The following is a 22,990-nucleotide window of genomic DNA, read 5'->3' as shown; positions in this document are numbered from 1 at the left end:
CGCACTCTCCCCTCTCTTCCCGCGCCGGCCTTTCAGGCAAGGTGCTCGAACCAATGCGAATGCTCATCATGGGGTACGCAGCCATACTGCTCGCGTCCCTGTCCGGTGCGGCCATTGCGGCCGACAAGCCGGCCCCCTCCCCGACCAAGACCGAAGACCAGAAGGCAGCCGGCGACGAGACCAAGCTCGCCCCGCTCCCCGCTGACAAATCCATCAAGCAGACCGCAGTAATCGGCGGCAAGTCCGTCAACTATACGGCGACCGTCGGCACCATCCCCGTCAAGGGCAAGGACGGCAAGCTGATCGGCGAGGTGGTGTTCACCGCCTATACGATGACCGGCGTGCATCGCCCGGTAACGTTCGCCTTCAACGGCGGCCCCGGCGCGGCCTCGGTCTACCTCAACCTTGGCGCCATCGGCCCCAAGACCGTGCGCTTCGGCGCGGAGGGAGATTCCCCGTCCGATCCCGCCGTACTGCACGACAATGCCAATTCCTGGCTCGATTTCACCGATCTGGTGTTCATCGATCCCATCGGCACCGGCTTCTCACGCACCCGTGAGGATGAGGACAAGACCAAGAAGGACTTCTTCTCCTCGGACGCCGACATTCATTACCTCAGCCGCGTGGTCTACGACTGGCTCGTCAAGAACGAGCGCCTGACCGATCGCAAGTATCTCGTCGGCGAAAGCTATGGCGGTTACCGCGTGCCCCGTCTGGCCTATTACCTGCAGACCAAGATGGGTGTGGGCGTCTCGGGTATCACGATGGTCTCGCCCTATCTCGACCCGCCCGCCATCGGCGAGGACGACGCGCTCTCGCCGCTGCCCTGGATGATCAATCTGCCTGCCATGGCAGCCGGTCACTTCGAGCGCGAGGGCAAGCCGCTCGACGAGGCGACGATGGCTCCTGTCGAGCAGTACGTGCGCACCCAGTACGTGCAGGACTTCCTGGCCGGCCCGCGTGACAAGGAGGCGACCGACCGCCTTTCGGCCAAGGTGGCCGAACTGACGGGCCTCGATCCCACGTTTGTGCGCCGGATGAACGGACGCGTCGACATCGGCACCTACCTTCGCGAAATTCGCCGCGATCAGGGGCTGATCGGCTCGGTCTACGATTCCAACTACACCCAGTACGATCCCTTCCCCGCCAGCGCAGATGCGCAATACGAAGACCCGCTGCTCACCACTCTGATCGCGCCGACGACCTCGGCCATGGTCGACTTCGTGACCCGTCAGGTCGGCTGGAAGATCGATGCACCATACGAGGCACTCTCGTTCGAGGTGAACCGCGAGTGGGACCGCGACAATTCGGACAGCCCGGTCTCGGACCTGCGCAAGGCGATCGCCATCGATCCGAAAATGACGGTGAACATCGTCCATGGCTGGGACGATCTGTCGTGCCCTTACATGACTTCGCGCCTGATCCTCGCGCAGATGCCCAGCTTCGGCGTAGCGGACCGGGTCAAACTGCACATGTACCCGGGCGGCCACATGTTCTACGCCCGCGCCTCCAGCGGCGCGATGCTGCGCAAAGACATCATGGCCAGCTACCAGCAGCAGGCGCAGTAAGCGCTTTTTTACAGGCTGAAACGAGAAAGGGCAGGAAACCGCGATGGTTTCCTGCCCTTTCGCTTGTCTGCGAAAGACTTCTCATAACCAAGGCGCTGAGATGCTAACGCATCACGCCTTGGCAATGTTCAAGCGCCACACGGGCTTAACCAAAGCTCGATGAGTCAAGCTCATCGAGCTTTGGTATCAGAGCTTGCCGAACTTCGCCTCGTAAGCCCCGGTGTCCCCGCCCGAGAGCAGTTTGGCCTGCTCCACCCAGCTGTCGCGGCGCGGGCGACCTGCGAAAGCGCCCAGCTTCGTGTCGAGATCGTCGAGATCGGCATCGCTCCACGCGGCGATCTGCGCATAGCGCGTCACGCCGATACTGTGCAGCAGCGCAACCAGCTTGGGGCCAAGCCCCTTGATGCGGCGCAGATCGTCGCCTTCCTTTGCAGCAGGCGCCACAGGTGTTGCAGGTGCCGCGTAAGCACTCTCCTCAACCGCCGCGTTCTTCTCCACCTCGCCGTCGGGCACGACCGGCGGTTCTGCGGCATCGATCTCGTCCTGCGCGGCAACCGCGATGATCTCACCCACGCCCGCCATCGTCCCGGCCATCGCCGGGGGATCGACATGGACGGGCGTGTCGAACCGCGCGGCGGGCGGACTGTCTATAAGCGCCTGATTGCGCTGTGCGGGCGCCGCGCCCTCGTCGAGCACATCGGGGCGGTGGTGCCGCGCCTTGGGCTTGGTCGCGCGGCCGAACAGCCACCAGGCGATCAGCAGGCCGATCACCAGCGCGGCGGCGAATACCAGCCAGTTCGCCTGAATCATCTCCAGCACGTGTATCTATCCCTTCCGGTTCCAGACGAGCCAGCCGATGCCGAAACCGACCGCATAGGTCAGCAGCACCGAGACTCCCATTTCAAGCCACATCGGCATCGACGGGCCCTTTCGTTTGCATAATCGGTTCGTTCAACACATCCGCCATCACCCCGGCCCCGGCGTGTCGATCGGCGTCGGCTTCACCGGCGCGCTGGCGATCACCGAGAACTCGATGCGGCGGTTGGCGGGATCGAGCGGATCGAGCCCCGGCAAAGGTCTCGCCGCGCCCATGCCTGTCGCGCGCAGGCCATCGGCGGGAAGGCCGCGCCCGATCAGCGACCAGCGGACCGCCTCGGCCCGCGCGCGGGACAGCTCGATATTGGCAGCCTCATTACCCGTGGCATTGGTATGCCCCGTCACGGCGATGATGCTGCCGACGCACGGGTGCAGCGCCTTGGCCACCTCATCCAGCGGGCGATTGCTGGCAGGATCGAGATGCGCGCTGTTCTGCGAGAACCGAATCGAGCGGGTCCGCAGGATCGCCTCGACATCGTCCTGACAGTGAAGCGACTGCGGCGAGCCGTCAGGGTCGTTCGCCCAGCTCACGCCGCCGATCCCCGGCACATCGGCAATTCGCTCGGCCACCAGACGGCGCACATCGGGGCTGAGGCCCTTGCCGCCCGAAAGCGTCGGGTGCCGGGTCAGCACGCCGTAGCGATCGCGAAACGAGATCGCGATGCCCTTGCCGCCTGCCTCATCGCGCACCGCAGCGGCCTTCGCCGCAAGTCCCGCGGCGAACACCGGCCCCTCCCAGCGCGTCGCCATCAAGGCCAGCGCGAGGCTGAGAGCGGCTCCGACAGCGACAAGGGCAAGGCGGCGGGCATTCATACGAAAGAGCCTAGGCGAGCGCGACGCGGCTGTCAGCCTTCTCGTGACAGGCCCGGTGCCGATTGCGGCACGGCATGCGGAGCGACGCCCAGCGCCGTAGCCAGTTCGCCCGGTTCCCCCTCCTGCGGCGGACGCTTGGCGAACAGCATGCGATCTTCCGGGCCGAACGCCTTCTTCCAGATCACCAGCAGGTAACTGCCCAGAATGGCTGGAATCCCGAAGGCCAGCTCCGCCCATTCAGGCAGGAAGCGCTTGGCCAGAATGCCGATCACGATCGCCGGAATCGCCGCCCAGACCAGCGGCCAGCGGAAGTTGCTGATCCGCTCGCCCAGAATGCCCGAAAGCATCCGCGCCTTGACCAGCGAGGTCAGCCCCAGCGCCAGCATCAGCGCGATCGCGGCAGCGGCGGCCTGATAGAGCGGGTTGTACCCCATATGCTGCATCAGGCGGATGCCCCCATAAGTCAGTATCGCCTGCACCACGACCGTCCCGATCGAAACGTTCATGTTGCGCACGCGCGCGAGGTAGATCAGCGCGCCCTCGCTCACCACGGCGGGCGAGGCGACCACTTCGGCGGCGAGCAGAAACGCCAGCGCTCCGGTGCCGCCCACGAATTCGCGCCCGACAAGGCCCATCACGCCCGCGCCCGGAATGCCCAGCGCCAGCGCAATGCCCGCCTGCGCGGCGGTGATCCAGAAGCCGACCTGACAGATCTGCCGCGCGATGGCGGCGTAGTCGCGCTCCTTCAGCTTGCGGGTGATCACCGGGCCGAGCACCGGCTCGAAGCTGGTCTTGAGCTTCTGCGGCAGGCTCGCGACCTGCTGCGCGGCGTAGTAGACACCCACGGCCGAGGGCGGCGCAAGGAAGCCCAGCAGCATCAGGTCGAGGCGGCGCGTGCCCCACTCGATCCCGTCCGCCAGCGCGATCGGCAGCGAGTTCCACGCGAGGCGCGCCATCGACACCGGGTGCGGACGCCAGCCGCGCGGCAACCCGTAGATGCGCAGGAACGGCACGAAAGCCGTCACCGCCGCTGCGAAAATCGAGGCAGTATAGGCGATCGACAGGCCGCTGGCGGGGGCAATGAAGATCATCGCGCCTGCCACGATCGAGATCGTCCACGGCTCCACCAGCGAGCGCGCCCAGACGGTGGGCGCCACCTGCAGGCGATAGGCGGCGGCGGCCAGCCAGATCTCGGTCAGCGTCAGCGGCGGGATCGCCAGCACGATCAGCCGGTCGGCCTCGGTATAGTCCCCACCCGGAAACATCGGCGCGGGCACGAGATAGAGGAATATCGCCACCGCCGTGCTCGACAGCAGCGCCAGCCACGCGCCATCCATCACCACATTGGCGGGATGCACCTTGCCCTCGGTATCGGACAGGCGCTGCGCAAGGCCCCGCTTCTCGCCCATCGTGCACAGCATCGAGGCGAGTTCCATCACCACCAGCGACGAGGCGAAACGGCCCAGCGCATCGGGTCCGTAGACAGCGGCGCGACCGGCGATGAACAGGAACGGGATGCGCGCGATCAGGCGCAGGAAGAAGCCCACGAAATTGGTGCGGCCACCCTTGGCGAGCGCCGCGATATCGTCGCCATCACGCTCTTCGCGACTTTGGGCGTCGCGAGCCGGAATATCGTTCAAGCGAGGTGCTCCCGCTCGGCGCGCAGGGGCCGGGCCAGCAGGCCGGAGACGACCTCGCGCGCCGGCGCCTCGCCTTGAAGCAGGCGGTTGACCGCCGTGACGATCGGCATGTCGATGCCTTCCGCCTCGGCGATCCCGGCCAGCACCGGGGCGGTCGCCGCGCCTTCGGCGACGCTCGACTTGCCGGCCAGCGCTTCCACCGCGCTCGCGCCCTGCCCCAGCGCGAGGCCGAGCGAGAAGTTGCGGCTGGAAGTGGACGAGCAGGTCAGCACCAGATCGCCAAGGCCGCACAGCCCCGAAAGCGTCTCGGCCTGTGCGCCGCGCGCAAGGCCAAAGCGCAGCATCTCGGCATAGCCGCGCGCGATCAGCGCCGCGCGGGCATTCTGGCCGAGCGCTAGCCCCTCGACCACGCCGCAGGCGATGGCGAGCACGTTCTTGACCGCCCCGCCGATCTCGGCGCCGGTCACATCGTCGGAGAAATAGGGCCGGAACGCCGCGCGCGCGACCTGCGGCGCCAGCCGGTGCCACTGCTCCTCACCGCCCGAGCAGGCCAGCGTCACCGCCGTCGGCAGGCCTCCTGCCACTTCATGTGCGAAGGTCGGCCCGGACAGCACGGCAATCTGCGACTGCGGCAGGGCCTGCGCGGCCACATCCGCCATCAGGCGTCCGCTGCCCGCCTCGATCCCCTTGGCGCAGAGCACCAGATCGCGCGGCGTATCGGCCAGTTGCCCCAGCACGCCGCCGAGGAACTGCGACGGAACGACCGCCAGCAGCGTATCGAGCGAGGACATCTCCTCCAGCGAGCTGGTCGCGGTGATCGCGTCCGACAGCACGGCGCCGGGCAGATAGACCGGATTGCGATGGTCGGCATTGATCGCCTCGGCCAGGTCCTGCTCGCGCGCCCAGAGGCGGACGGGCGTGCCGTCGCTCGCCAGCACTTGCGCCAGCGCGGTGCCCCAGGCCCCCGCGCCAAGCACGCCGATGGTCGCTGCGCCCGTCATGCCTTCACCCCCGCACCGCGAACCGGCGCGGCGTCCGGGTCCAGCGGCCAGCGCGGCCTTGCGGCGACGTCCAGCGGGTCGGACTGGCCCAGCGCGAGGCGCTCGACGCCCGCCCAGGCGATCATCGCGGCATTGTCGGTACACAGCGAGAGCGGCGGCGCCACGAAGGCCAGATCGTGCGAGGCGGCAAGCGCCTCCAGCGCCCCGCGCACGGACTTGTTCGCAGCGACACCGCCCGCGACGACCAGCCCGTTCAACGCGACGCCCTCGGCCAGCACGCTGTCGAGCGCGCGGCGGGTCCGGTCGATCAGGCAGTCGATCGCGGCCTTCTGAAACGCGGCGGCAATATCGGCATCGGCATATTCGCCCGACTGGCGCGCGCGCAGGACCGCGCTTTTCAGCCCCGCGAACGAGAAATGCGGCTCGGGCGAGCCATAGAGCGGGCGCGGCAGCGGCACCGCCTTGGGATCGCCCTCGGCTGCCAGACGCTCCAGCGCCGGGCCACCCGGATAGCCGAGGCCCAGCACCTTGGCGGACTTGTCGAACGCCTCGCCCAGCGCATCGTCGATGGTGGTGGCAAGGCGGCGGAACTTGCCGACACCTTCCACCAGCAGGATCTGGCAATGCCCGCCCGAGACCAGCAGCAGCAGATAGGGATAGGCCAGAGTCTCATCCGCAAGGCGCGGCGAAAGGGCGTGGCCTTCCAGATGGTTGATCGCGATCAGCGGCTTGCCACTGGCCATCGCCAGTGCCTTGCCGGTGACAAGGCCGACCATCACCCCGCCGATCAGGCCGGGGCCTGCGGTGGCGGCGATGGCGTCCACTTCGTCCAGCGTCATGCCCGCATCGGCCAGCACCGCCTCGACCAGCGGCGCAAGGCGCTCGGCATGGGCGCGCGCGGCGATTTCGGGCACCACTCCGCCGAACGGGCGATGCGCCTCGTCCTGCGACGCGATACGCTGGGCAAGGATCACCCGGCCATCGGTCACGATCGCGGCGGCCGTCTCGTCACACGAGCTTTCGAGGCCAAGAACTGTCTTCATCGCGCGATCCAACTTACGAACGAGCCTTCCACTCCAACACATTGACGGCTAGCACAAGTCGCCGATGACACTGCAATCCCACACCTACCGTCTCGGCACCCGCCGCTCCCCGCTGGCCCTTGCGCAGGCCGAAGAAGCGCGCGAGCGCCTTGCCCGTGCCCATGGAATCGATCCCGCGCATATAGAGATCGTGGCGGTTACTGCCAGCGGCGATCGCATCCAGGACCGCGCTCTGGCCGAAATCGGCGGAAAAGCGCTGTGGACGAAAGAGCTGGACGCCCAGCTGGCGAGCGGCGAAATCGACTTTGCGGTCCATTCGGGCAAGGATGTCGAAACGATCCGCCCCGAGGCTTTCACGATCGCCGCCGTGCTCGAACGCGCCGACGTGCGCGACGTGCTGGTGGGCGCAGAGAGCATCCGCGCGCTGCCGCAAGGCGCGGTCGTGGGCACCAGCGCCCCGCGCCGCGCCGCGCAGCTGCTCCACGCCCGGCCCGACTGCAAGGTCGTGACGTTTCGCGGCAATGTCGCGACGCGCCTCGCCAAGCTGGCCGCCGGAGAGGCCGACGCGACCTTCCTTGCCGCCGCGGGCCTGATCCGGCTGGGCGAAACCGGCACCGGCCATGCGCTCGCCGCCGATGAGTGGCTCCCCGCGCCCGCGCAGGCCGCGATCCTGATCGAGTGCCGCGCCGAGGATGCGCGCACCCGCGATTTCCTGCGCCTGATCGACCATGCGCCCAGCCGCGCGCAAGTGATGGCCGAACGCGCGCTGCTCACCGGCCTTGGCGGCTCGTGCCACAGCCCGATCGCAGTGCTGTGCGAGGCCGACGGCAGCGATCTGGTCATGCGCGCCGCGCTGTTCAGCCCCGATGGCGCCGAGCGCGTGGACGGCGAGGCCCGCTTCGCCCCCAGCGACCTCGACGCGCCGATGCGCCTTGCCGCCGACCTGCTGGGCCGCGCGGCGCCCGCAATTACCGCGCATTTCTCGGGCCTTGGCTGAGAGGCCGTGACGCCGCGCGTCCTGATCCTGCGGCCCGAGCCCGGCGCCACGGCAACGCTGGCACGGGCGCAGACGCTGGGACTCGACGCGCTCGCCCGCCCGCTGTTCGCGGTGCGCGGGTTCGACTGGACACCGCCCGATCCCGCAACGTGGGACGCGCTGCTGCTCGGCAGCGTCAATGCGCTACGCCATGCAGGGGCACTGCCGCAAAGCTGGCGGGGCCGCCCGGCCTATGTTGTGGGCGAAGCGACAGCCGAGGCGGCGCGCGCAGCGGGGCTCGCCATCGCAGGCATCGGCAGCGGCGGACTTCAGGGCGTGCTGGGCGATGTGGCGCCCGAACATACCCGCCTGCTGCGCCTTGCCGGGCGTGAGCGGGTCGTACTGGACGTGCCTGCCGCGATCCGGATGGAGACCTGCGAGGTCTACGCCGCCGAGCCCCTCGATCCGCCTGCCGACCTCGCAGAAATCCTTGCCCGTCCGCTTGTCGTACTGCTCCATTCGGGCGAAGCGGCAGCGCGGTTTTGCGAGGTCTGCGATGCCCTTTCGGTGGACCGCGCGCGCCTCTCGCTCGCGCTGATCGGCCCGCGCCTGCGCCCCCGCCTGCACCCACGCCTCGGAACCGGCTGGGCAAGGCTCGAATCCGCTTGCGAGCCGAGCGATGCAGCACTGCTGGCGTTGGCGGTTCGGATGTGCCAAGACATCGCCTCCGGCTCGCATTTCCAGACACAAAAAAGGCCCTGATGCCCGACGATTCCGCCGTTCACACTCCGCCGCCTCCCCGCCCGCCGCGCTCCGGCATGGGGCTGGTCGTGGCCGCGCTGGTCGGGATCGTGCTGGGCGGCCTGCTGGTCGGCCTCGCCATGTCGCACGGCCTGTTCAACCGTTTCCTGCCCACAGGAGACGCGACCGAGAGCCCGACAGAGACGGTGCAGAACGATACCGAGGCGCCGCTGGCGACCACGGACTACGGCACGGCGCCCGCCGATGACAGCGCAGCCCTCCACCCGCTGACCGACCCGCAGCAGATGGCGCAGATCGGCACGATCGAGGGGCGCCTCGCGCTGATCGAGGATCGCATCTCGCGGATCGACAGCCAGTCGAACGCGGCCTCGGGCAATGCCGCACGCGCCGAGGGCCTGCTGATCGCGTTCGCCGCGCGCCGCATGATCGATCAGGGCCAGCCGCTCAACTATGTCACCGACCAGCTGCGCCTGCGCTTTGCCGACGCCCAGCCCAATTCGGTGCAGACGATCATCAACTTCTCGAAAAGCCCGGTCACGCTCGACCAGTTGAGCGCCCGCCTCGAAGCGCTGCGTCCGCAGCTTTCGGGTACATCGCCCGATGACAACCTGTGGACGCGCTTCCGGCGCGAGGTGAACGGCCTGTTCGTGATCCGCCGCGACGACAGCACGCTGGTCGCGCCCGATGCCCGGCTGGAGCGCGCGCGGCTGATGCTGATTTCGCACCGCGTGAAGGACGCCATCGACGAAGTGCAGCGCCTGCCGGGCGCCGAGGCCGCGCAGGTCTGGATTCGCGATGCCCGCCGCTATGCCGCCGTCCAGCGCGCGCTCGACCTGCTGGAAACGACCGCGATGCTCGAACCCAACCGCCTGCACGATTCCGAAGGCCGACAGGTCGACCAGCCGAGCCCGCTGGCGCCGGGCGTGACGCCGCCGCAAGCCACGGCTCCGGCAGCGCCCGCGAACGACGATCTCGGCGATGCAGGCGAGCCTGACGCGGATCAGGCCAGCAACTGAGGCGGAACGAGGCGGTCCACTCTTGGCGGCGTGGACAAATCAACGTCTACTGAATGGCTGCGATGGGTTGGAAGCTGCCTTTGCCGTAATCGGGGCAAAGGTTAGCAATCCAAGACTTTGGTTCAAAAGCTACCTTTCCGGACACGCCGACCTTCTCGGCACCAGCTTGCTCGGGAAACTTCAATGAACTAACCACCAGGTTATGCGCCCTATCAATGTTCAATCGCATGTGCTCGGGCTATTAGCCGTCCAAGTTCTGGTTGGCTGCGCCGCTGCGAGTGACGAGCAGGCTGCGGACAAATGCCAAGTTGCACAAATCGCTATTGGAACATTTTTTGATGGCAGCGATAAATCAGGGCTTGTCTTCAGCGATAGTTTTCCGAGTTCGTCTGCTGATCTGAACCAGATTGGCTTGGACAAATTGGGGGGACAAGGGTGGATACTCTTCCACCCCAAGGCGCCATTGAAAGATAGATTTGAAGAATCTCCAATAACGGCGAAAGACAAAGACCTATTCTCCAAGATTAAGAAAGAAGGACTTGGGAGCGCCATATCGAGTTGCCCCGAAACGAAAGCATACCTTCGCCAAAATGGAGCATCGTTTGGTAACGAGGCTTCGTCAGATATAGGGCAGCGCGACGTGCGTGACCTTTATCCGAAGTCGAGCGCCTATGTGTCTCTACCTGTTATCAGCGAGGATGGGCAGACCGCACTGGTTGTGGTGAGCAGTAGTTCAGGCCCACTCGCTGGCGGTGGAAGCCTAATTAAATTCAGGAAGGTAAAGGGCGTTTGGCAGAAAGCTGGAGCGGTCAACCTTTGGATTGCCTAATTGCGTAACCGTCCGCTCACCCCGACATTGATGCCATGGCGCCCGAAACTGGGACGGCTTGAAAGCGGCCGCTCATTTCTCACGCGCTGAAGGACGGCAAAGAGGCGTTTGCGAACCGTCCAAGTCCACGCCGCCTAGCCCGCGCCTTTTTCCACAGCCCGGATAATGCGCCGCGCAAGGCGGGCGTGCATTGGTCCGCCTGTCGCTCAGTCCTGCAGCAGCGCCGGGAGTTTGCCCGACATGCCGCGCGCCTCGTCCATGAAGAAGGTCTTGAGTAGCGGCAGGCGCTGGACCGCGCCCATGCCGAGGCGACGCACCGCGCTGGCGGTCTTGCCCGGAATGCCGAACAGGCGCGTCAGGCCATCGGTGGCGGCCATGGCCGAGACCGAATCGAGCGCACGCCACTTCTCGTAGCGGGCGAGCAGTTGCGCATCGCCGGGTTCGAGACCCAGCCGCATGCCCTCGGTCAGCACCTCCACCAGCGCGCCCACATCGCGCAGGCCCAGATTGAGGCCCTGCCCGGCAATCGGGTGCATGCCGTGCGCGGCATCGCCGATCACCGCAAGGCGATCCTCCACCACGTTCACCGCGTGGTGGAAGCGCAAGGGATAGCTCATGCGCGGGGCGGCCAGCGAAATCTCGCCGTAGATGCCGTGCATGTTCTCCGCCACTTCATTCAGGAACATCGCATCGGTCATCGCGATGGCGCCCGCTGCGTCCTTTTCGGCAACGGTCCAGACCAGCGCGCTGCGGTGGCGGCCCTGCTCGTCGTCGAGCAGCGGCAGCAGCGCGAAGGGGCCTGCGGGATAGAAGATTTCCCAGGCGACGCCCTCGTGCGGCTTTTCGTGATAGAGCGCCGTCACCATCGCGCGGTGGTGGTAATCCCACTTCGCCATCGAGAATCCGGCCTCGTCGCGGGTGGGCGACTGGCGGCCTTCGGCGGCGATCAGCAGCGAGGCCTTGAGCACGCGTCCGTCGGTCAGTTCCACCTCGACGCCGTGCGGACCACGGTCGCGACGCACCGCTTCGGTCTTAACATGCCAGGCGATGGCGGGCTCTTCGCGCGCGGCTTCGAACAGCGCGATGCGCAAGTCGCGGTTGGCGAACATGCGGCCCAGCGTGCCCTCGCCCGGTTCGGGGCGGAAATCGATGCGGCCCGGCTTCATCGCGTCGGTGACGGCAATCGCCTCGATCGCGCAGCCCAGCGGCGCCAGCCTGTTCGCCAGACCGATGTTGGCGAACAGGTTCCAGCTGGCGGTCGAAATCGCCGAGGCGCGCCCGTCCGCGCCTTCCGCGACCAGATCGGCCGGATCGGCGCGATCGATCACGTGGCTGGTGATCCCCACCTTGGCCGCCGCCAGCGCCAGCGTCATGCCGACGAGGCCGCCGCCCAGAATGATCAGGTCGCGCCGCTCGGACGCTGCGATGTCAGTCGTGATAGAGTCGCTCATCGAGCGCAGCTATCGGCCTCTCCCGCAGCAATGTCGAGACACCTTCCGTCCCAGGTGCCCTTCGGCTCGACCAGACCCACCGTGGCGGCAAGGGTGGGCGCGATATCAACGGTCTCGACCGGATCGGGCTGTTCGAAGCCGGTCATGCCCTTGCGCCAGAACAGCATCGGCACGCGGCGGTCGTAATCCCACGGACTGCCGTGCGTGGCGACCGCACCGGGGCGTGGCTTGCCGGGCACGACGCCGCGCTTCGTCATCATCAGCACGTCGCCCGAGACGCCTTCGACGAACGAGGCGCGCACGCGCTGTTCCATCGTCCAGTCCTGCGGCGCGCCCTGCGGCACCGGCATCTTCGCCAGATCGTCCGCCGTATAGACTGCCGCGATCTGCGGGTGGGCCGCGAGCTTCTTTACGAGCGCGCCGATCACCGTTCGGCGCTGCTCGGGCGTCAGGCCCGCCGCCACCCAGATATCGCCCGAGCTGCCGCCGCCGAACAGCAGCGGGCCGGACGGTGCGGCAATCCCGGTCTCGGCGGAGATCGCCTGCCCCAGCGCCTTGCCGGTCAGCGCCGGGTCGATGCGCTGTGCGGTGGGATAGCCCTGCTGCGCCAGCCGCTCAGGCGCATCGAAGCCGCCGTGATCGGCGCTCAGCACCACTTCGTAGTCGATCCCGCGCTGGTCGAGCGCGTCGAACAGACGGCCGAGCGTCGCATCGAGGCGCGCCAGCTGGATGCACATCTCGACGCCCTCGGTGCCATAGGCATGACCGACCTTGTCGGTGGCCGAGAAGCTGACCGAAAGCACATCGGGCACGGCATCCTTGCCCATGCCCAGTTCGTCGACCATGCGCAGCGCCATTTCGCCGGTGGCATCGTCGATGCGCGGGCCATTGGCATAGGCCTTCCAGTCCCCTGCCTTCAGCGGGAACTTGTACGTGCCGATGGTGAAGCCGCCCAACTGCGTCGCGCGGTCCAGCTTGCCGCACCAGTCGGGCGCGGACAGATCGCCGTCGCCTGCGTTGACGCGCGCGGCCATCGCTGCGTTCTCGGCGACAACGGCCTTGGAAATCCTGCGGTTCTCGAACGTGGTGAAGCCCTGATCCTTGAACCAGTAGACGGCATCGGTGTCATGCCCGCTCATCATCACCGCCGCGCGATCCTTGGCCGAGACGGCGGCGTTGATCGTCTTCGGGTTCTTGCGCTTGAGCAGATCACCCAGCGTCGGCGCCTTCAGATGCTTCGTCGTCACTACCGGATCGTCGGGTGTGCTCTTCGGGTTGGTCTCGTCCTCGACGCAGTAGACTTCCTTGTCGGCGCGGGCGAGGCCGGGCACGAACCAGTCGTTGGCGACGATCCCGGTGCGCGCCGGATGCACGCCGGTCAGCAGCGTGGAGTGGCCGGGGCAGGTCTCCGTCGCCGCGTGCGACTGGAACCCTTGTGGGAACACCGCGCCCTGCTGCAACCGCGCGAAACCCTGGGTGAAGTGCTCGCGATACTGTGCGAAGAGATCGGCGGAGAACTGGTCGATCGAGATCGCTAGGATCAGGCGCGGGGGCGTTGCGGGCGGGGCCTCGGATGCTGGAGCAGGCGCAGCATCGGCAAAAGCGGCGGTCGGCACCGCCAGTGCGGTCGCCAGCGCGAGGAAGGCCGGGGCGATAAGAGCATGTCGAAGCGGGCGCATAAGGGTCGGCGTTTCCTTGAAATGTCGGCGCGATGCGGGCACTAGACAGTGTGAGACATGGGTCTGCACGATGGCAAGCCCATACGCACCCCCCGGAGCCCGATGATCCCTCGCCGCTATCCGTTCCTCATGACACTTTGGCGTCATGTCCTGCTGATCGTCGCGGCAAGCGCGCTGCTACCTGCCGTATCCTCTGCGCAGACCGAAGGCGCTGCGACGCACATCACCGCAGAGCTGGTTGCGCCGGGGCCGGTCCCGGCAGGCGGCGAGGGGCTGCTGGCGATCCACATGACGCCGCAGCCCGGCTGGCACGGCTACTGGCTCAACCCCGGCGATGCGGGACAGGGCATGACGCTGAACTGGACGCTGCCCAAGGACGTCACCGCCGGCGCGCCCCGCTATCCCGTACCGCAGACGCTGCTGGTCAGCGGGCTGATGAACCACGTCTACGAGCACGCTTACGCGGTGATGGTGCCGGTGCGCCCGTCGAAGAACACCGCCCCCGGCCTTCGCACGGTGCAGGTGCGCGCGCAGTGGCTGGCCTGTACCGAGACGATCTGCGTGCCCGAGCGCGCCACGCTCTCCGCCTCACTGACGATCGCGCCTGCCGGATCGCCCGCGCCGGTGCCCTCGGCGACCGAACAGGGCTGGATCCAGAGCCTGCCCGCCCCGCTCGACCGTGCGGCGACGATGGCACTGGACGCACAGGCGCTGCATCTGGCGATCCCGCTGCCTGCGTCGGCACCGCTTCAAAACCCGCACGTCTTCGTGGCCGCCGATCAGGTGGTGGACTATGCCGCGCCGCAGCACTTCGCGCGCAAGGGCGACGTGCTGACCGTGACGATCCCGCGCGCCAAGTTCGCGCCCATCAGCCCGACAAGCCTTGATGGCGTGCTGCGGCTCGACAGTGACGGCAACGGCATCGCCTTCACCGCAAGGCCCGGCGCCGTGCCGAGCGGAGGCACGCCGCTGGCGGGCGACACCGCCGACGCATCGCCCTCGCCCGCCTCGCTTCCCGCGTTGCCGTGGCTGCTGCTCGCCGCGCTGCTGGGCGGGCTGATCCTGAACGTGATGCCCTGCGTCTTCCCGATCCTCAGCCTCAAGGCGCTGAGCCTGGCTCGGGCGGGCGAGAGCGAGCGCCATGCCCGGATCGAGGGGCTTGCCTATTCCGCAGGTATGATCGTCGCCTGCCTGATCCTCGGCGCGGTGCTGCTGGGCCTGCGCGCGGCGGGGCAACAGGTGGGCTGGGCGTTCCAGTTGCAGGAACCGTGGGTCGTCGTGCTGCTGTTCCTGCTCGCCGCCACGATCACCGCCAACCTGCTCGGCCTGTTCGAATTCGCCGTCCCCGGCTTCGCGCGTGCCGGATCGCCGCAGGGCGCCTTCGCCACGGGGCTGCTCGCCGCCTTCGTCGCCACGCCCTGCACCGGACCGTTCATGGCGAGCGCGATGGGTGCCGCACTGCTGCTGCCGGTGCCTGCTGCGATGGCGCTGTTCGCCGCTCTGGGCCTTGGCATCGCGCTGCCGTTCCTCGCGCTCGCTTTCGTGCCCGCGCTGCGCCGCCTGCTCCCGCGTCCCGGCGGCTGGATGGAGACCTTCCGCAAGGTGATGGCGGTGCCGATGGCGCTGACCGCGCTGGCGCTCGGCTGGCTGGTGTGGCGTCTGGGCGGCAGCGCGCTGCTCAGCTACGTCGCGGTGCTGGCGTTGCTGACGCTGGCGCTGCTCGGCCTTGCCGGGCGCAACCAGCGGCGGGGCAAGAGCGCGCTGTCGCACACGCTGATCGCGCTCGCCGTGGTGGCGCTGGCCGTTGCGACACTGCCGCAGACCAAGGCACCTGCCGAAGCGGAACCCTCGCTGCTCGCCGCCCAGCCCTTCAGCGAGGCCGCGCTCGCCAGGGCGAAAGCCGCGCACAAGCCGGTGTTCGTCTATATGACCGCCGACTGGTGCCTCTCCTGCAAGGTCAACGAAGCCGCCGCCATCGAACGCGCCGCGACGAAAGCGGCGTTCGACAAGGCCAGTGTCGTCGTGCTGCGCGGCGACTGGACCCGGCGCGATCCGGCGATCACGCGATATCTGACGGCGCAAGGCGCGGCGGGCGTGCCGCTCTACATGTGGTACGACCGGCAGGGCCACGCCCGCCAGCTGCCGCAAGTGCTGACCCCCGGCCTGCTGGCGGAACTGGCGGCGGGGTAACTCCTCACAACACGTCCGCCACCCCTGCAAGGCTCTGCTTCAGCTGCGCCAGTGCCTGCGCTTTCAGCTGGTGGACGCGCGGCACCGAAACGTCGAGCACACCGGCGATCTCCGACAGGTTCAGCTCCTCCACGAAGTAGAGCTGGACGATCAGCCGCAGCCGCTCGGGCAAGTCGCCGATGGCCTCGATCAGCGCGCCGCGGGTCTGGGCATCGGCCAGCAGATCGTGCGCGTCGGGAGCATCGGCGGCGAAGGCCATCGACTGGTCGGAATAGCTCTCGTCGATCGATTCGAAGCGCAGCGGGCGCGTGCCGTCGCGCAGCGCGAGAACCTCGCTCTCGTCCACCCGCATCGCGCCTGCCAGTTCGCGCGAAGTCGGCTCGCGGCCCAGCGCGGTGCGCAAGGTGTCCTGCGCCGAGGCCAGCTGGCGGCGCTTTTCGCTGCCCCCGCGCGATCCCGGCACCGCGCGGCGCACCATGTCGACCATCGCCCCGCGCACGCGCATCTTGGCGTAAGCGGCAAATCCGTCCTCCACGCCCGCTCCCAACCCGTTACCGAGCCGCGCCTCGTGCGTCTGCGCACATTCGGTCAGCGCAACGAGGCCCGCCTGCATCAGGTCTTCCAGCTCGATGCCGACGCGGCCGCCCGAACCCTGCACATGCCAGGCAAGGCGGCGGACCATCGGCAGGAAGCGCTTGACCCGCTCCGCCACCTCGGATCGTCGCGCCGAGGCGAGCGAGCCGCCGGGAAAGGGGGCCACCGAATAAGTCGGGCCATCGAACAGGGAGTGCATCTGGTTCATGCGGGCATGCTCTCGGGTTCGTCATGCGGGGAGGGGGAAGGCAGGCCGGGCGCCGGATGAACGGGCTGCGGCGGAGCCGCGCCGATCACCTCGACCACCTCGATCGGCTGGGTCGCGGGAAGTTCGGCGATGGAGAGGACAAGACATCCCGGCGCGCGCAGGCGCAGCAGCGCGGACAGCGCCCGGCGCGCGCGCGGCTGGACCACCAGCGCGAGCGGAATGGCATGGACACCGCGCGCTGCGATCAGCCCGGCGATCCGTTCGCCGATCATGCGCGCGAGGTCCGGCTCGATCACCGGCTGACCGGTGCTGGGATCGATCATGCCCTGCACGATTGCGCCTTCGAGCCCGGCCTCCAGCGTCAGCACCGGCAGGCGTTCATGCGGCGGGCAGATGCGCCCGACGATCAGCGAGCCGAGATCGGCGCGCAACAGATCGACCAGCCGATCATGCTCGACCGTCTGCTGCAAGGCACGGGAAAGGCTGTAGAAGATCGGCAGCGGATGGCCGATGGGGATGCGGTCCTCCAGCAGCGCGCGCAGCAGGCGGGTGACGGCGGCGAGGCCCAGCGGGGCCGGCGTGACCGTCTCGACCAGCCCGGCGGAGTGGCCCTTGAGCCCCTCGATCAGCGTCTTCACCTCGTCCGGCCCCAGCAAGTCCTGCGGACGCTCGCCCAAGAGCTGGTTCAGGTGCGTGGCGATCACGGTGCCTGCATCGACGGCCAGGAACCCCTCGGCCACCGCCTGATCGCGCGCGGCGGCCTCGATCCAGATCGCCGGGCAACCGAAGCTGGGATCGAGCGTCGGCTCGCCACGCAAGGTGTGGCCGGGGCGCACTTCACCCGCGTCGATGGCCAGCACCTTGTCCGGGCGAATCGTCGCCCCGCCCAGCGGCACCCCGCCAAGGGCAATGCGATATTCGTGCGGCGACAGGTCCAGCGCGTCGCGCACGCGAAACTGCGGCACGATGAACCCGAACGACTGGCTGAGCTGCTTGCGCACCCCGGTGACGCGCGCCACCAGCGGCGCGCCGCGTCGCTCGTCCACCAGCTGGACAAGGCCATAGCCCAGCTCGATGGTGACGAGCGTGTGGTCGGACACTTCGTCCAGCGCGATGCGCGCGGGGTCTGCCGGTTCGGGCGCGGTACTCGTCTCGACCACCGGCGCGGGTCGCAGCGCGCGGCGGCGCAAGGTGCGCCACAGCCAGAACGCCAGCGCCGAGGCGGGCAGGAACACGCTTTGCGGCATCGCCGGGATACATCCGATGGCGCCCAGCACCACCGCCACCGGCAACCAGGTGCCGGGCGCGGCGAATTGCCCGCCGATCTGCCCGGCAAGGCCGCGCTGGTCGGAAACGCGGGTAACGATGATCGCGGCGGCAATCGACAGCAGCAGCGCGGGCACCTGCGCCACCAGCGCATCGCCGATCGCCAGCGTGATATAGGCCTGCGCCGCCTCCTGCGCGGACAATCCGTGCGAGATCATGCCGAGGCAGAACCCCGCCACGATGTTCACGCCCAGAATCAGCAGCGCGGCGATGGCATCGCCCTTCACGAACTTCGAGGCGCCATCCATCGAGCCGTAGAAATCGGCCTCGGTCGCCACTTCCCGGCGGCGGGCCTTGGCCTCGTCCGCCGTCATCAGGCCTGCCGCCAGATCGGCGTCGATGGCCATCTGCTTGCCGGGCAGCGCATCGAGCGTAAAGCGCGCCGAGACTTCGGAAACGCGACCCGCACCCTTGGTCACGACCACCAGATTGATGATCATCAGGATCAGGAACACGAAGATGCCGACCGCGAAATTGCCGCCGATCAGGAAGGCGCCAAAGCTCTCGATCACCTTGCCCGCCGCCGCCTCGCCCTCGTGCCCGTGAACCAGCACGACGCGGGTGGAGGCGACGTTGAGCGCCAGACGCAGCAGCGTCGCGAACAGCAGAACGGACGGGAACGAGGAGAAATCGAGCGGCTTGTCGGCATTCATCGCCGCCATCAGCACCGCCACCGACAGCGCGATGTTGAGCGTGAACGAGACGTCCAGCACGAAGGCCGGGACCGGCACGATCATCAGCACGATCAGGACGAGGATACCGGCAGGCAGCGCCACCGCGCCGGGATCGCCGATCCGCTTGAGCAGCGCGTTCAAAGGCCGAACCTCGCGAGCTTTTCATAGGCGGCGGCAACGCGGGACGGCAGCACTTTGCCGCCGGAACTGCTGGCGTCCCCTGCGCCATCGCCAAAGGCGCCGCGCAGGGTTTCCGACATCGAGCGGACCGGCGCGGCAGCCTCGGTTCGGGCGGCCTGAAACTCGGCGGCCATCGGCCCGGTGGCAGGTTCGCTCAGCGGCTCGTAGTTCATCCGGGGCAGGAAGGCGGCGGTGGCATAGCCGCTACCGAGGGCGTCGATCCCGCCGGGGATACCCTCAGAAACACCGCCGGTGTAGCCATCCGCCCCGTCCATCGCGCGCGAGACCTTGTCGCGCAGCAGCGCCATCACCCCGCCCAGCGTGCGCGGGGCGCCGCCATCGAAGAAGATCGCGCGGTTGGACGCCGCCTCACGCGGGAATAGCGAGGATGCGCTCTGGCCGGGATTGGCGTTGAGGGCGGAAAGGAACCGGGTCGCCCCCGCCTGCCCCATGAAATGGGCGAGATACAACTCGGCATTGTCCGGCTCGCGGCCCAGCGTGGCGCTGAGGCAGGCCTTGTTCTCCACCGCGAGTTCGGCGGCCATGCTGGCGGAAGCCTCAGGGTCGTAGCGCAACTGGAGCAGTTTCTGGCGCATCGCCGGATTGCCGGTGGCCGCTGCCGCCGCGCCGAGGCCGTGCTCGTCGCCATGACGGCCCAGCACGCCAAGCCATGTTCCGCTGGTGAACTGGTAGAGCCCCGCCGCGCTGGAGGTGCCCGCCTTCGCCTGCGGATCGAGCCCGGATTCGAGCTTCGCCTGCGCCATCAGATAGTTGAAATCGACACCCGTCGCCTGCGCCGCACGGGCGATGGCCGAACGCACGCGATCGACGCCCTGCCCCGCGCTTTGTAGCGCGCCTGCGGCGACGGCACCGAATGGGGAGGCTTCGCTCACGATCTGCTCCGGCTGGCAGAATTGCCGGGAGCGGTTTCAGCAAGGAGCGTGCCATTTGGGGTGAGGCACTCGTTCGGCCTAAGGCTGATCACCATTCAGATGATGACGTGGCGAAAATGGCGGTTTTCGAGAGCCGGAGCGGAGCGTACTTTCAGTACGTGAGCACCGGAAGCTCGGAAAGCCGCCATCTGCATACCGTCAGGACTGAATGGTGACAGCCTTAGCGGAGGAAGCCGTGCGCCCTTGCCTTGGCCTGATAGACCTGCGGCGCGCCGGTCAGCGCGTTCAGGCGCGTGGTGACGTTGGCGGCGATGATGTTACGCACCTGCCGGTTCACTTCGTTGAGGCGCCGGGCGGCTTCCAGCATCGCCCGGCATTCGTCGTCGAGCACGAAGCCGTCGGCGGCCTCCAGCCGGAAGCACAGCCTCTCCTTGTCGCCCGCCGCGCCCATGATGGTGTCGAGGTCGAGACCGGCAAGCGCCTGCCGCTCGGTCTCCAGCACGGCAAGCATCTGCCGCAACGTCTCGCGCACCGAGTCCTGAAGCGACCCGCGCTGCGGGTGGGCGGAAAGGAGAGTTGCACTCACGGCTTGGGACTCCTGAGGATCATGCCGGCCGCGATCATCGCATCGGCGATCTTCGCAGGCACCAGCGGATAGTTGCCGGATTCGACGGCCCGGCGGATCGTCGCGACGCGTTCGGTATCGACCGGCGCCTCGCCCGGATCGAGCGCGGCGGTGGTTTCGACAGACGGCGCGGCGGCCACCGCGATGGCCGAACTCTTCGAGATGCGCTGGGCCGCATCGGCCGGCGCGATGGCGATATCCCCGGCGGCACGCGCGACGGGCCGGGCGGTAACGGCGCCGACACTGCTCAGGGCAGCTGCCGGGCCAAGATCTGATGGTGGCATGGTGCCGCTCCTTGACGTTTGCCCATCGAAGAACGGCACCGGGACACAGCTTTTAAGGGGCTATGGGAAATTCCTGTGGCAAACGGCAAGGCTACGCGGTTTCTCCTTATGGAAGCGGCACTTCGACAAGGCCGGGGCGCACGATCTGGCCGCGCATCGGCTCTGCCCGCGCGATGCCTCCGGCAGTCGGGCGGACTTGTATCCAGCTGCCGACCGGCCCCGATTCCATCGCCTGGCCCGATTGCGAGACGCTGAAGCCCTCCCCCGTCACCGCGATCGCCACGGCATCGCCGCGCGTCACCGCATTGGGCTGCTGCGCGACTGCAAGTTGCGGGGACTGGCGGACCGGCACGAACAGGCGCCAGCCGTTGGCATCGCCGCACTGGACGACCACGCTGTCATGCCCGGCCGTGCGCCATGCGAGCGCGAGGCCCGAACGGCGCGGTTGCAGGCGCAGGCGCCGGTCGATGGGCGCGGCGGCACCGCCCGGCTGGCCGACAGCCGCGCCGGTAAAGGCGGCGACCTGCCGGTCCACCACATCGAGATCGGCAAAGCCGGTGGCACTGGCGAGCAGCGCAACGCTTGCGAGAACGGGGGTTGCAAACATCGGGAGTACGTCACGTCCATCGAAAGGCGAATATCGCCTCGACATACGCAAAGCCCGTGCCAGTTGCCGCTAGTTCACGCCCACCGGGCCATCGTTGTCATAGGCAAGAACCGCGCGCACCAGCCCTTGCCCCGGCTCGACGACGATGCGCGGGGCATAGCCTGCGGCATCCGCTGCCCCGGCGATCCGTGCCGCTTCGGCCAGGGCTTGCGCGCGGGTCAAGGCCCCGTCACCATAGGATGCGGCCACGGTCAGGCGCTGGCGCGGGTCGGGCGCCTGCTGCTTGAGCCACAATGCGAGCGGCGGCGCACCGGGGGCCTCGACCCAGACGGCAACCGGCTCGGACCGCTCGACCTTTCCGGGCTTCGCGGGCGTTTGGACTGACGGCGGCGGCACCGGGTGCGCCTTCACCTTGTCGTGGCGCCCCATCGCGGCGGCAGCGATCATGAACAGCACCAGCGAGAGGTCCGCCAGCGAGGTCTGCCAGTTGGTCGCGCCGCGTCCGCTCATCGCGCCGCGCGCCCGTGGTGGAGCGCGGCTTCGGCCATACCGGGAAGCGCATCGGCGACTTGCGCCTCCAGCCAGTCGAGCAGGGCCTGCCGCGCCTCTTCCTCGTGCGCCGCGCCGCGGGCGATCATCCGGGCAAGCGGGGCGAAGATCATGTTGCCCAGCAGCAGCCCGTAGAGCGTGGTCAGCACTGCCATCGCAATCGCCGGGCGGAAATCCTGATCGAGCCCCCCTGCGCTCGACAGCTGGCTGAGCGAGACCAGCGTGCCCGCGAGGCCGAACACCGGCGAGAGGTCCGAGGCCTGGTTGAGCGTACGCACCGCGCGCGCGCTGGCTTCGGCGCGGCGCTGCTTGTGCGCTTCGTGGGCGCGCTGGAGCCCCGCGATCGAACGGGTGCCAATCAGCGCGTCGGTCACGTCGTCGATCTCGGCATCGCCCAGATGGCGCGGCTGGGCGCGGATCAGCCCGTCCTGCCGGATCTCGCGGATATGCGAAGCGAGCTCGGCGCGGGTGCGCTCGGTATCGAAGCGGCGGGCCAGCAACGCACGCAAGCCGCCAAGCGCCGCGCCGCAGTCCGCAAAGCCGCAGCGCAGCAGCGTGGCCGCGAGCGTGCCGCCCACCACGATCAGCGCGCTGGGTCCGTCGATCAGGTTCTGCCAATGCATCGGATCAGGAGTCCTCCTCAGACCGACAGAACGGCAGCGCGGTTCGCTTTTTCAGGGCTTTTTCGCAGATCATCGACATTTGCCGGAAGGCTTGCCGGGACCGGCAATGGATTGCCGCCTCTACCGGCAAGCCGCCTTCCCCTGCCCGCCAACCGCGCCCGATTCCTGCCGTTCGCGCGTTTGGCACGCCCCTTGCGATGATCGCCCCCGAACCCTTTCAACTTGAGAGAACCCATGTCGTCCGATCTTTTCGGTATCCACGCCAAGGCTCTGGAACTGCGCTCGCAGCGCATGGGCCTTCTGGCGTCCAACATCGCCAATGCCGGCACCCCCGGTTACAAGGCCAGGGACATCGACTTCGCCGCCGCGCTGCGCGCCAGCGCGGCGGGTACGGATATCGACAGTGCCGCCAAGGGCGCCGAGCAGTACCGCGTGCCGCTGATGCCCTCGCTCGATGGCAATACGGTGGAACTGCAGACCGAGCAGGTCGCCTTCTCCGAGAACGCGGTGGGCTATTCCGCCACGCTCGAATTCATCCGCGGCCGGGTCGACACCACGACCCGCGCGCTGCGGGGGGAATAGG

22 protein-coding genes are annotated in these 22,990 nt (G+C 68.1%); 7 read left to right on the top strand and 15 right to left on the bottom strand.

Features of this window, described 5'->3' with window-relative positions; all coding sequences use genetic code 11:
- Nucleotides 1–53: 53 nt before the first annotated feature.
- Nucleotides 54–1,568, top strand: coding sequence for a S10 family peptidase (locus AC3EC3_RS11350; protein WP_488489710.1), 1,515 nt, complete (start codon nt 54–56; stop codon nt 1,566–1,568).
- A gap of 186 nt (nt 1,569–1,754) precedes the next feature.
- Here the strand turns inward: AC3EC3_RS11350 and AC3EC3_RS11345 are convergent, their stop codons facing one another.
- The 5 genes from AC3EC3_RS11345 to tsaD form a co-directional block, all read right to left on the bottom strand.
- Complete coding sequence (locus tag AC3EC3_RS11345; RefSeq protein ID WP_488489851.1) at nt 1,755–2,378, bottom strand: hypothetical protein; 624 nt, start codon at nt 2,376–2,378, stop codon at nt 1,755–1,757.
- 156 nt (nt 2,379–2,534) lie between these two features.
- Complete coding sequence (locus tag AC3EC3_RS11340; protein ID WP_488489709.1) at nt 2,535–3,257, bottom strand: OmpA family protein; 723 nt, start codon at nt 3,255–3,257, stop codon at nt 2,535–2,537.
- A 32-nt stretch (nt 3,258–3,289) separates the two neighbouring features.
- Nucleotides 3,290–4,897, bottom strand: a complete 1,608-nt coding sequence (locus AC3EC3_RS11335) for a lipopolysaccharide biosynthesis protein (protein ID WP_488489708.1) — start codon at nt 4,895–4,897, stop codon at nt 3,290–3,292.
- Entirely contained in the window at nt 4,894–5,898 is a 1,005-nt protein-coding gene (locus AC3EC3_RS11330) for an NAD(P)H-dependent glycerol-3-phosphate dehydrogenase (RefSeq protein ID WP_488489707.1), read from the bottom strand. The genes AC3EC3_RS11335 and AC3EC3_RS11330 overlap by 4 nt, the downstream gene beginning before the upstream one ends.
- Nucleotides 5,895–6,941 (bottom strand): tRNA (adenosine(37)-N6)-threonylcarbamoyltransferase complex transferase subunit TsaD, encoded by a 1,047-nt coding sequence (tsaD, locus tag AC3EC3_RS11325; protein ID WP_488489706.1) that lies wholly within the window; start codon nt 6,939–6,941, stop codon nt 5,895–5,897. Before tsaD ends, AC3EC3_RS11330 begins: the two co-directional genes overlap by 4 nt.
- A gap of 64 nt (nt 6,942–7,005) precedes the next feature.
- Here tsaD and hemC point away from each other — a divergent pair, with 64 nt between their 5' ends.
- From hemC to AC3EC3_RS11305, 4 genes are all read left to right on the top strand, one after another.
- Complete coding sequence (gene hemC, locus AC3EC3_RS11320; RefSeq protein ID WP_488489705.1) at nt 7,006–7,938, top strand: hydroxymethylbilane synthase; 933 nt, start codon at nt 7,006–7,008, stop codon at nt 7,936–7,938.
- Between the two features lie 6 nt (nt 7,939–7,944).
- Entirely contained in the window at nt 7,945–8,679 is a 735-nt protein-coding gene (locus tag AC3EC3_RS11315; protein ID WP_488489704.1) for a uroporphyrinogen-III synthase, read from the top strand.
- Entirely contained in the window at nt 8,679–9,695 is a 1,017-nt protein-coding gene (locus AC3EC3_RS11310; protein WP_488489703.1) for a hypothetical protein, read from the top strand. Before AC3EC3_RS11315 ends, AC3EC3_RS11310 begins: the two co-directional genes overlap by 1 nt.
- 202 nt (nt 9,696–9,897) lie before the next feature.
- Nucleotides 9,898–10,524 carry a hypothetical protein gene (locus tag AC3EC3_RS11305; protein ID WP_488489702.1) on the top strand — a complete coding sequence of 209 codons (627 nt, stop codon included), beginning with the start codon at nt 9,898–9,900 and terminating at the stop codon, nt 10,522–10,524.
- Nucleotides 10,525–10,730: 206 nt separating this feature from the next.
- Here the strand turns inward: AC3EC3_RS11305 and AC3EC3_RS11300 are convergent, their stop codons facing one another.
- Together AC3EC3_RS11300 and AC3EC3_RS11295 are read right to left on the bottom strand one after the other, a co-directional pair.
- Nucleotides 10,731–11,975 (bottom strand): FAD-dependent monooxygenase, encoded by a 1,245-nt coding sequence (locus AC3EC3_RS11300; RefSeq protein ID WP_488489701.1) that lies wholly within the window; start codon nt 11,973–11,975, stop codon nt 10,731–10,733.
- Entirely contained in the window at nt 11,972–13,654 is a 1,683-nt protein-coding gene (locus AC3EC3_RS11295; RefSeq protein WP_488489700.1) for an alkaline phosphatase family protein, read from the bottom strand. The genes AC3EC3_RS11300 and AC3EC3_RS11295 overlap by 4 nt, the downstream gene beginning before the upstream one ends.
- Nucleotides 13,655–13,783: 129 nt before the next feature.
- Here AC3EC3_RS11295 and AC3EC3_RS11290 point away from each other — a divergent pair, with 129 nt between their 5' ends.
- Entirely contained in the window at nt 13,784–15,844 is a 2,061-nt protein-coding gene (locus AC3EC3_RS11290; RefSeq protein WP_488489699.1) for a protein-disulfide reductase DsbD family protein, read from the top strand.
- Between the two features lie 4 nt (nt 15,845–15,848).
- Here the strand turns inward: AC3EC3_RS11290 and AC3EC3_RS11285 are convergent, their stop codons facing one another.
- The 8 genes from AC3EC3_RS11285 to AC3EC3_RS11250 form a co-directional block, all read right to left on the bottom strand.
- A complete protein-coding gene (locus tag AC3EC3_RS11285; RefSeq protein WP_488489698.1) occupies nt 15,849–16,646 on the bottom strand; it encodes a sigma-70 family RNA polymerase sigma factor in 798 nt (265 codons plus the stop codon).
- Nucleotides 16,643–18,778, bottom strand: a complete 2,136-nt coding sequence (locus AC3EC3_RS11280; protein ID WP_488489850.1) for a flagellar biosynthesis protein FlhA — start codon at nt 18,776–18,778, stop codon at nt 16,643–16,645. Before AC3EC3_RS11280 ends, AC3EC3_RS11285 begins: the two co-directional genes overlap by 4 nt.
- Before the next feature lie 5 nt (nt 18,779–18,783).
- A complete protein-coding gene (locus AC3EC3_RS11275; protein ID WP_488489697.1) occupies nt 18,784–19,719 on the bottom strand; it encodes a transglycosylase SLT domain-containing protein in 936 nt (311 codons plus the stop codon).
- Nucleotides 19,720–19,939: 220 nt separating this feature from the next.
- The gene (locus tag AC3EC3_RS11270; RefSeq protein WP_488489696.1) at nt 19,940–20,305 is read right to left on the bottom strand and encodes a flagellar protein FlgN; all 366 of its coding nucleotides are present in this window, start codon (nt 20,303–20,305) and stop codon (nt 19,940–19,942) included.
- Nucleotides 20,302–20,628 (bottom strand): flagellar biosynthesis anti-sigma factor FlgM, encoded by a 327-nt coding sequence (locus AC3EC3_RS11265; protein ID WP_488489695.1) that lies wholly within the window; start codon nt 20,626–20,628, stop codon nt 20,302–20,304. Before AC3EC3_RS11265 ends, AC3EC3_RS11270 begins: the two co-directional genes overlap by 4 nt.
- A 106-nt stretch (nt 20,629–20,734) precedes the next feature.
- Nucleotides 20,735–21,235, bottom strand: a complete 501-nt coding sequence (locus tag AC3EC3_RS11260) for a flagella basal body P-ring formation protein FlgA (protein WP_488489694.1) — start codon at nt 21,233–21,235, stop codon at nt 20,735–20,737.
- A gap of 69 nt (nt 21,236–21,304) precedes the next feature.
- On the bottom strand, nt 21,305–21,745 hold the full coding sequence (locus AC3EC3_RS11255) for a hypothetical protein (RefSeq protein ID WP_488489693.1): 441 nt from the start codon (nt 21,743–21,745) through the stop codon (nt 21,305–21,307).
- Nucleotides 21,742–22,407, bottom strand: a complete 666-nt coding sequence (locus AC3EC3_RS11250) for a MotA/TolQ/ExbB proton channel family protein (RefSeq protein ID WP_488489692.1) — start codon at nt 22,405–22,407, stop codon at nt 21,742–21,744. The genes AC3EC3_RS11255 and AC3EC3_RS11250 overlap by 4 nt, the downstream gene beginning before the upstream one ends.
- 234 nt (nt 22,408–22,641) lie before the next feature.
- Here AC3EC3_RS11250 and flgB point away from each other — a divergent pair, with 234 nt between their 5' ends.
- A complete protein-coding gene (gene flgB / locus AC3EC3_RS11245; RefSeq protein ID WP_488489691.1) occupies nt 22,642–22,989 on the top strand; it encodes a flagellar basal body rod protein FlgB in 348 nt (115 codons plus the stop codon).
- Nucleotide 22,990 lies beyond the last annotated feature (1 nt).

This window comes from Novosphingobium sp. BAM6 (assembly GCF_057784955.1).
This window is presented reverse-complemented; position numbering and strand designations above follow the sequence as displayed.

Bases quoted from the DNA above. Each gene is read 5' to 3' on its own strand.
- AC3EC3_RS11350 (WP_488489710.1), top strand. From the start codon at position 54: ATGCGAATGCTCATCATGGGGTACGCAGCCATACTGCTCGCGTCCCTG.
- AC3EC3_RS11345 (WP_488489851.1), bottom strand. From the start codon at position 2,378: ATGATTCAGGCGAACTGGCTGGTATTCGCCGCCGCGCTGGTGATCGGC.
- AC3EC3_RS11340 (WP_488489709.1), bottom strand. From the start codon at position 3,257: ATGAATGCCCGCCGCCTTGCCCTTGTCGCTGTCGGAGCCGCTCTCAGC.
- AC3EC3_RS11330 (WP_488489707.1), bottom strand. From the start codon at position 5,898: ATGACGGGCGCAGCGACCATCGGCGTGCTTGGCGCGGGGGCCTGGGGC.
- tsaD (WP_488489706.1), bottom strand. From the start codon at position 6,941: ATGAAGACAGTTCTTGGCCTCGAAAGCTCGTGTGACGAGACGGCCGCC.
- hemC (WP_488489705.1), top strand. From the start codon at position 7,006: ATGACACTGCAATCCCACACCTACCGTCTCGGCACCCGCCGCTCCCCG.
- AC3EC3_RS11310 (WP_488489703.1), top strand. From the start codon at position 8,679: ATGCCCGACGATTCCGCCGTTCACACTCCGCCGCCTCCCCGCCCGCCG.
- AC3EC3_RS11305 (WP_488489702.1), top strand. From the start codon at position 9,898: ATGCGCCCTATCAATGTTCAATCGCATGTGCTCGGGCTATTAGCCGTC.
- AC3EC3_RS11300 (WP_488489701.1), bottom strand. From the start codon at position 11,975: ATGAGCGACTCTATCACGACTGACATCGCAGCGTCCGAGCGGCGCGAC.
- AC3EC3_RS11295 (WP_488489700.1), bottom strand. From the start codon at position 13,654: ATGCGCCCGCTTCGACATGCTCTTATCGCCCCGGCCTTCCTCGCGCTG.
- AC3EC3_RS11290 (WP_488489699.1), top strand. From the start codon at position 13,784: ATGACACTTTGGCGTCATGTCCTGCTGATCGTCGCGGCAAGCGCGCTG.
- AC3EC3_RS11285 (WP_488489698.1), bottom strand. From the start codon at position 16,646: ATGAACCAGATGCACTCCCTGTTCGATGGCCCGACTTATTCGGTGGCC.
- AC3EC3_RS11265 (WP_488489695.1), bottom strand. From the start codon at position 20,628: ATGCCACCATCAGATCTTGGCCCGGCAGCTGCCCTGAGCAGTGTCGGC.
- AC3EC3_RS11260 (WP_488489694.1), bottom strand. From the start codon at position 21,235: ATGTTTGCAACCCCCGTTCTCGCAAGCGTTGCGCTGCTCGCCAGTGCC.
- AC3EC3_RS11255 (WP_488489693.1), bottom strand. From the start codon at position 21,745: ATGAGCGGACGCGGCGCGACCAACTGGCAGACCTCGCTGGCGGACCTC.
- AC3EC3_RS11250 (WP_488489692.1), bottom strand. From the start codon at position 22,407: ATGCATTGGCAGAACCTGATCGACGGACCCAGCGCGCTGATCGTGGTG.
- flgB (WP_488489691.1), top strand. From the start codon at position 22,642: ATGTCGTCCGATCTTTTCGGTATCCACGCCAAGGCTCTGGAACTGCGC.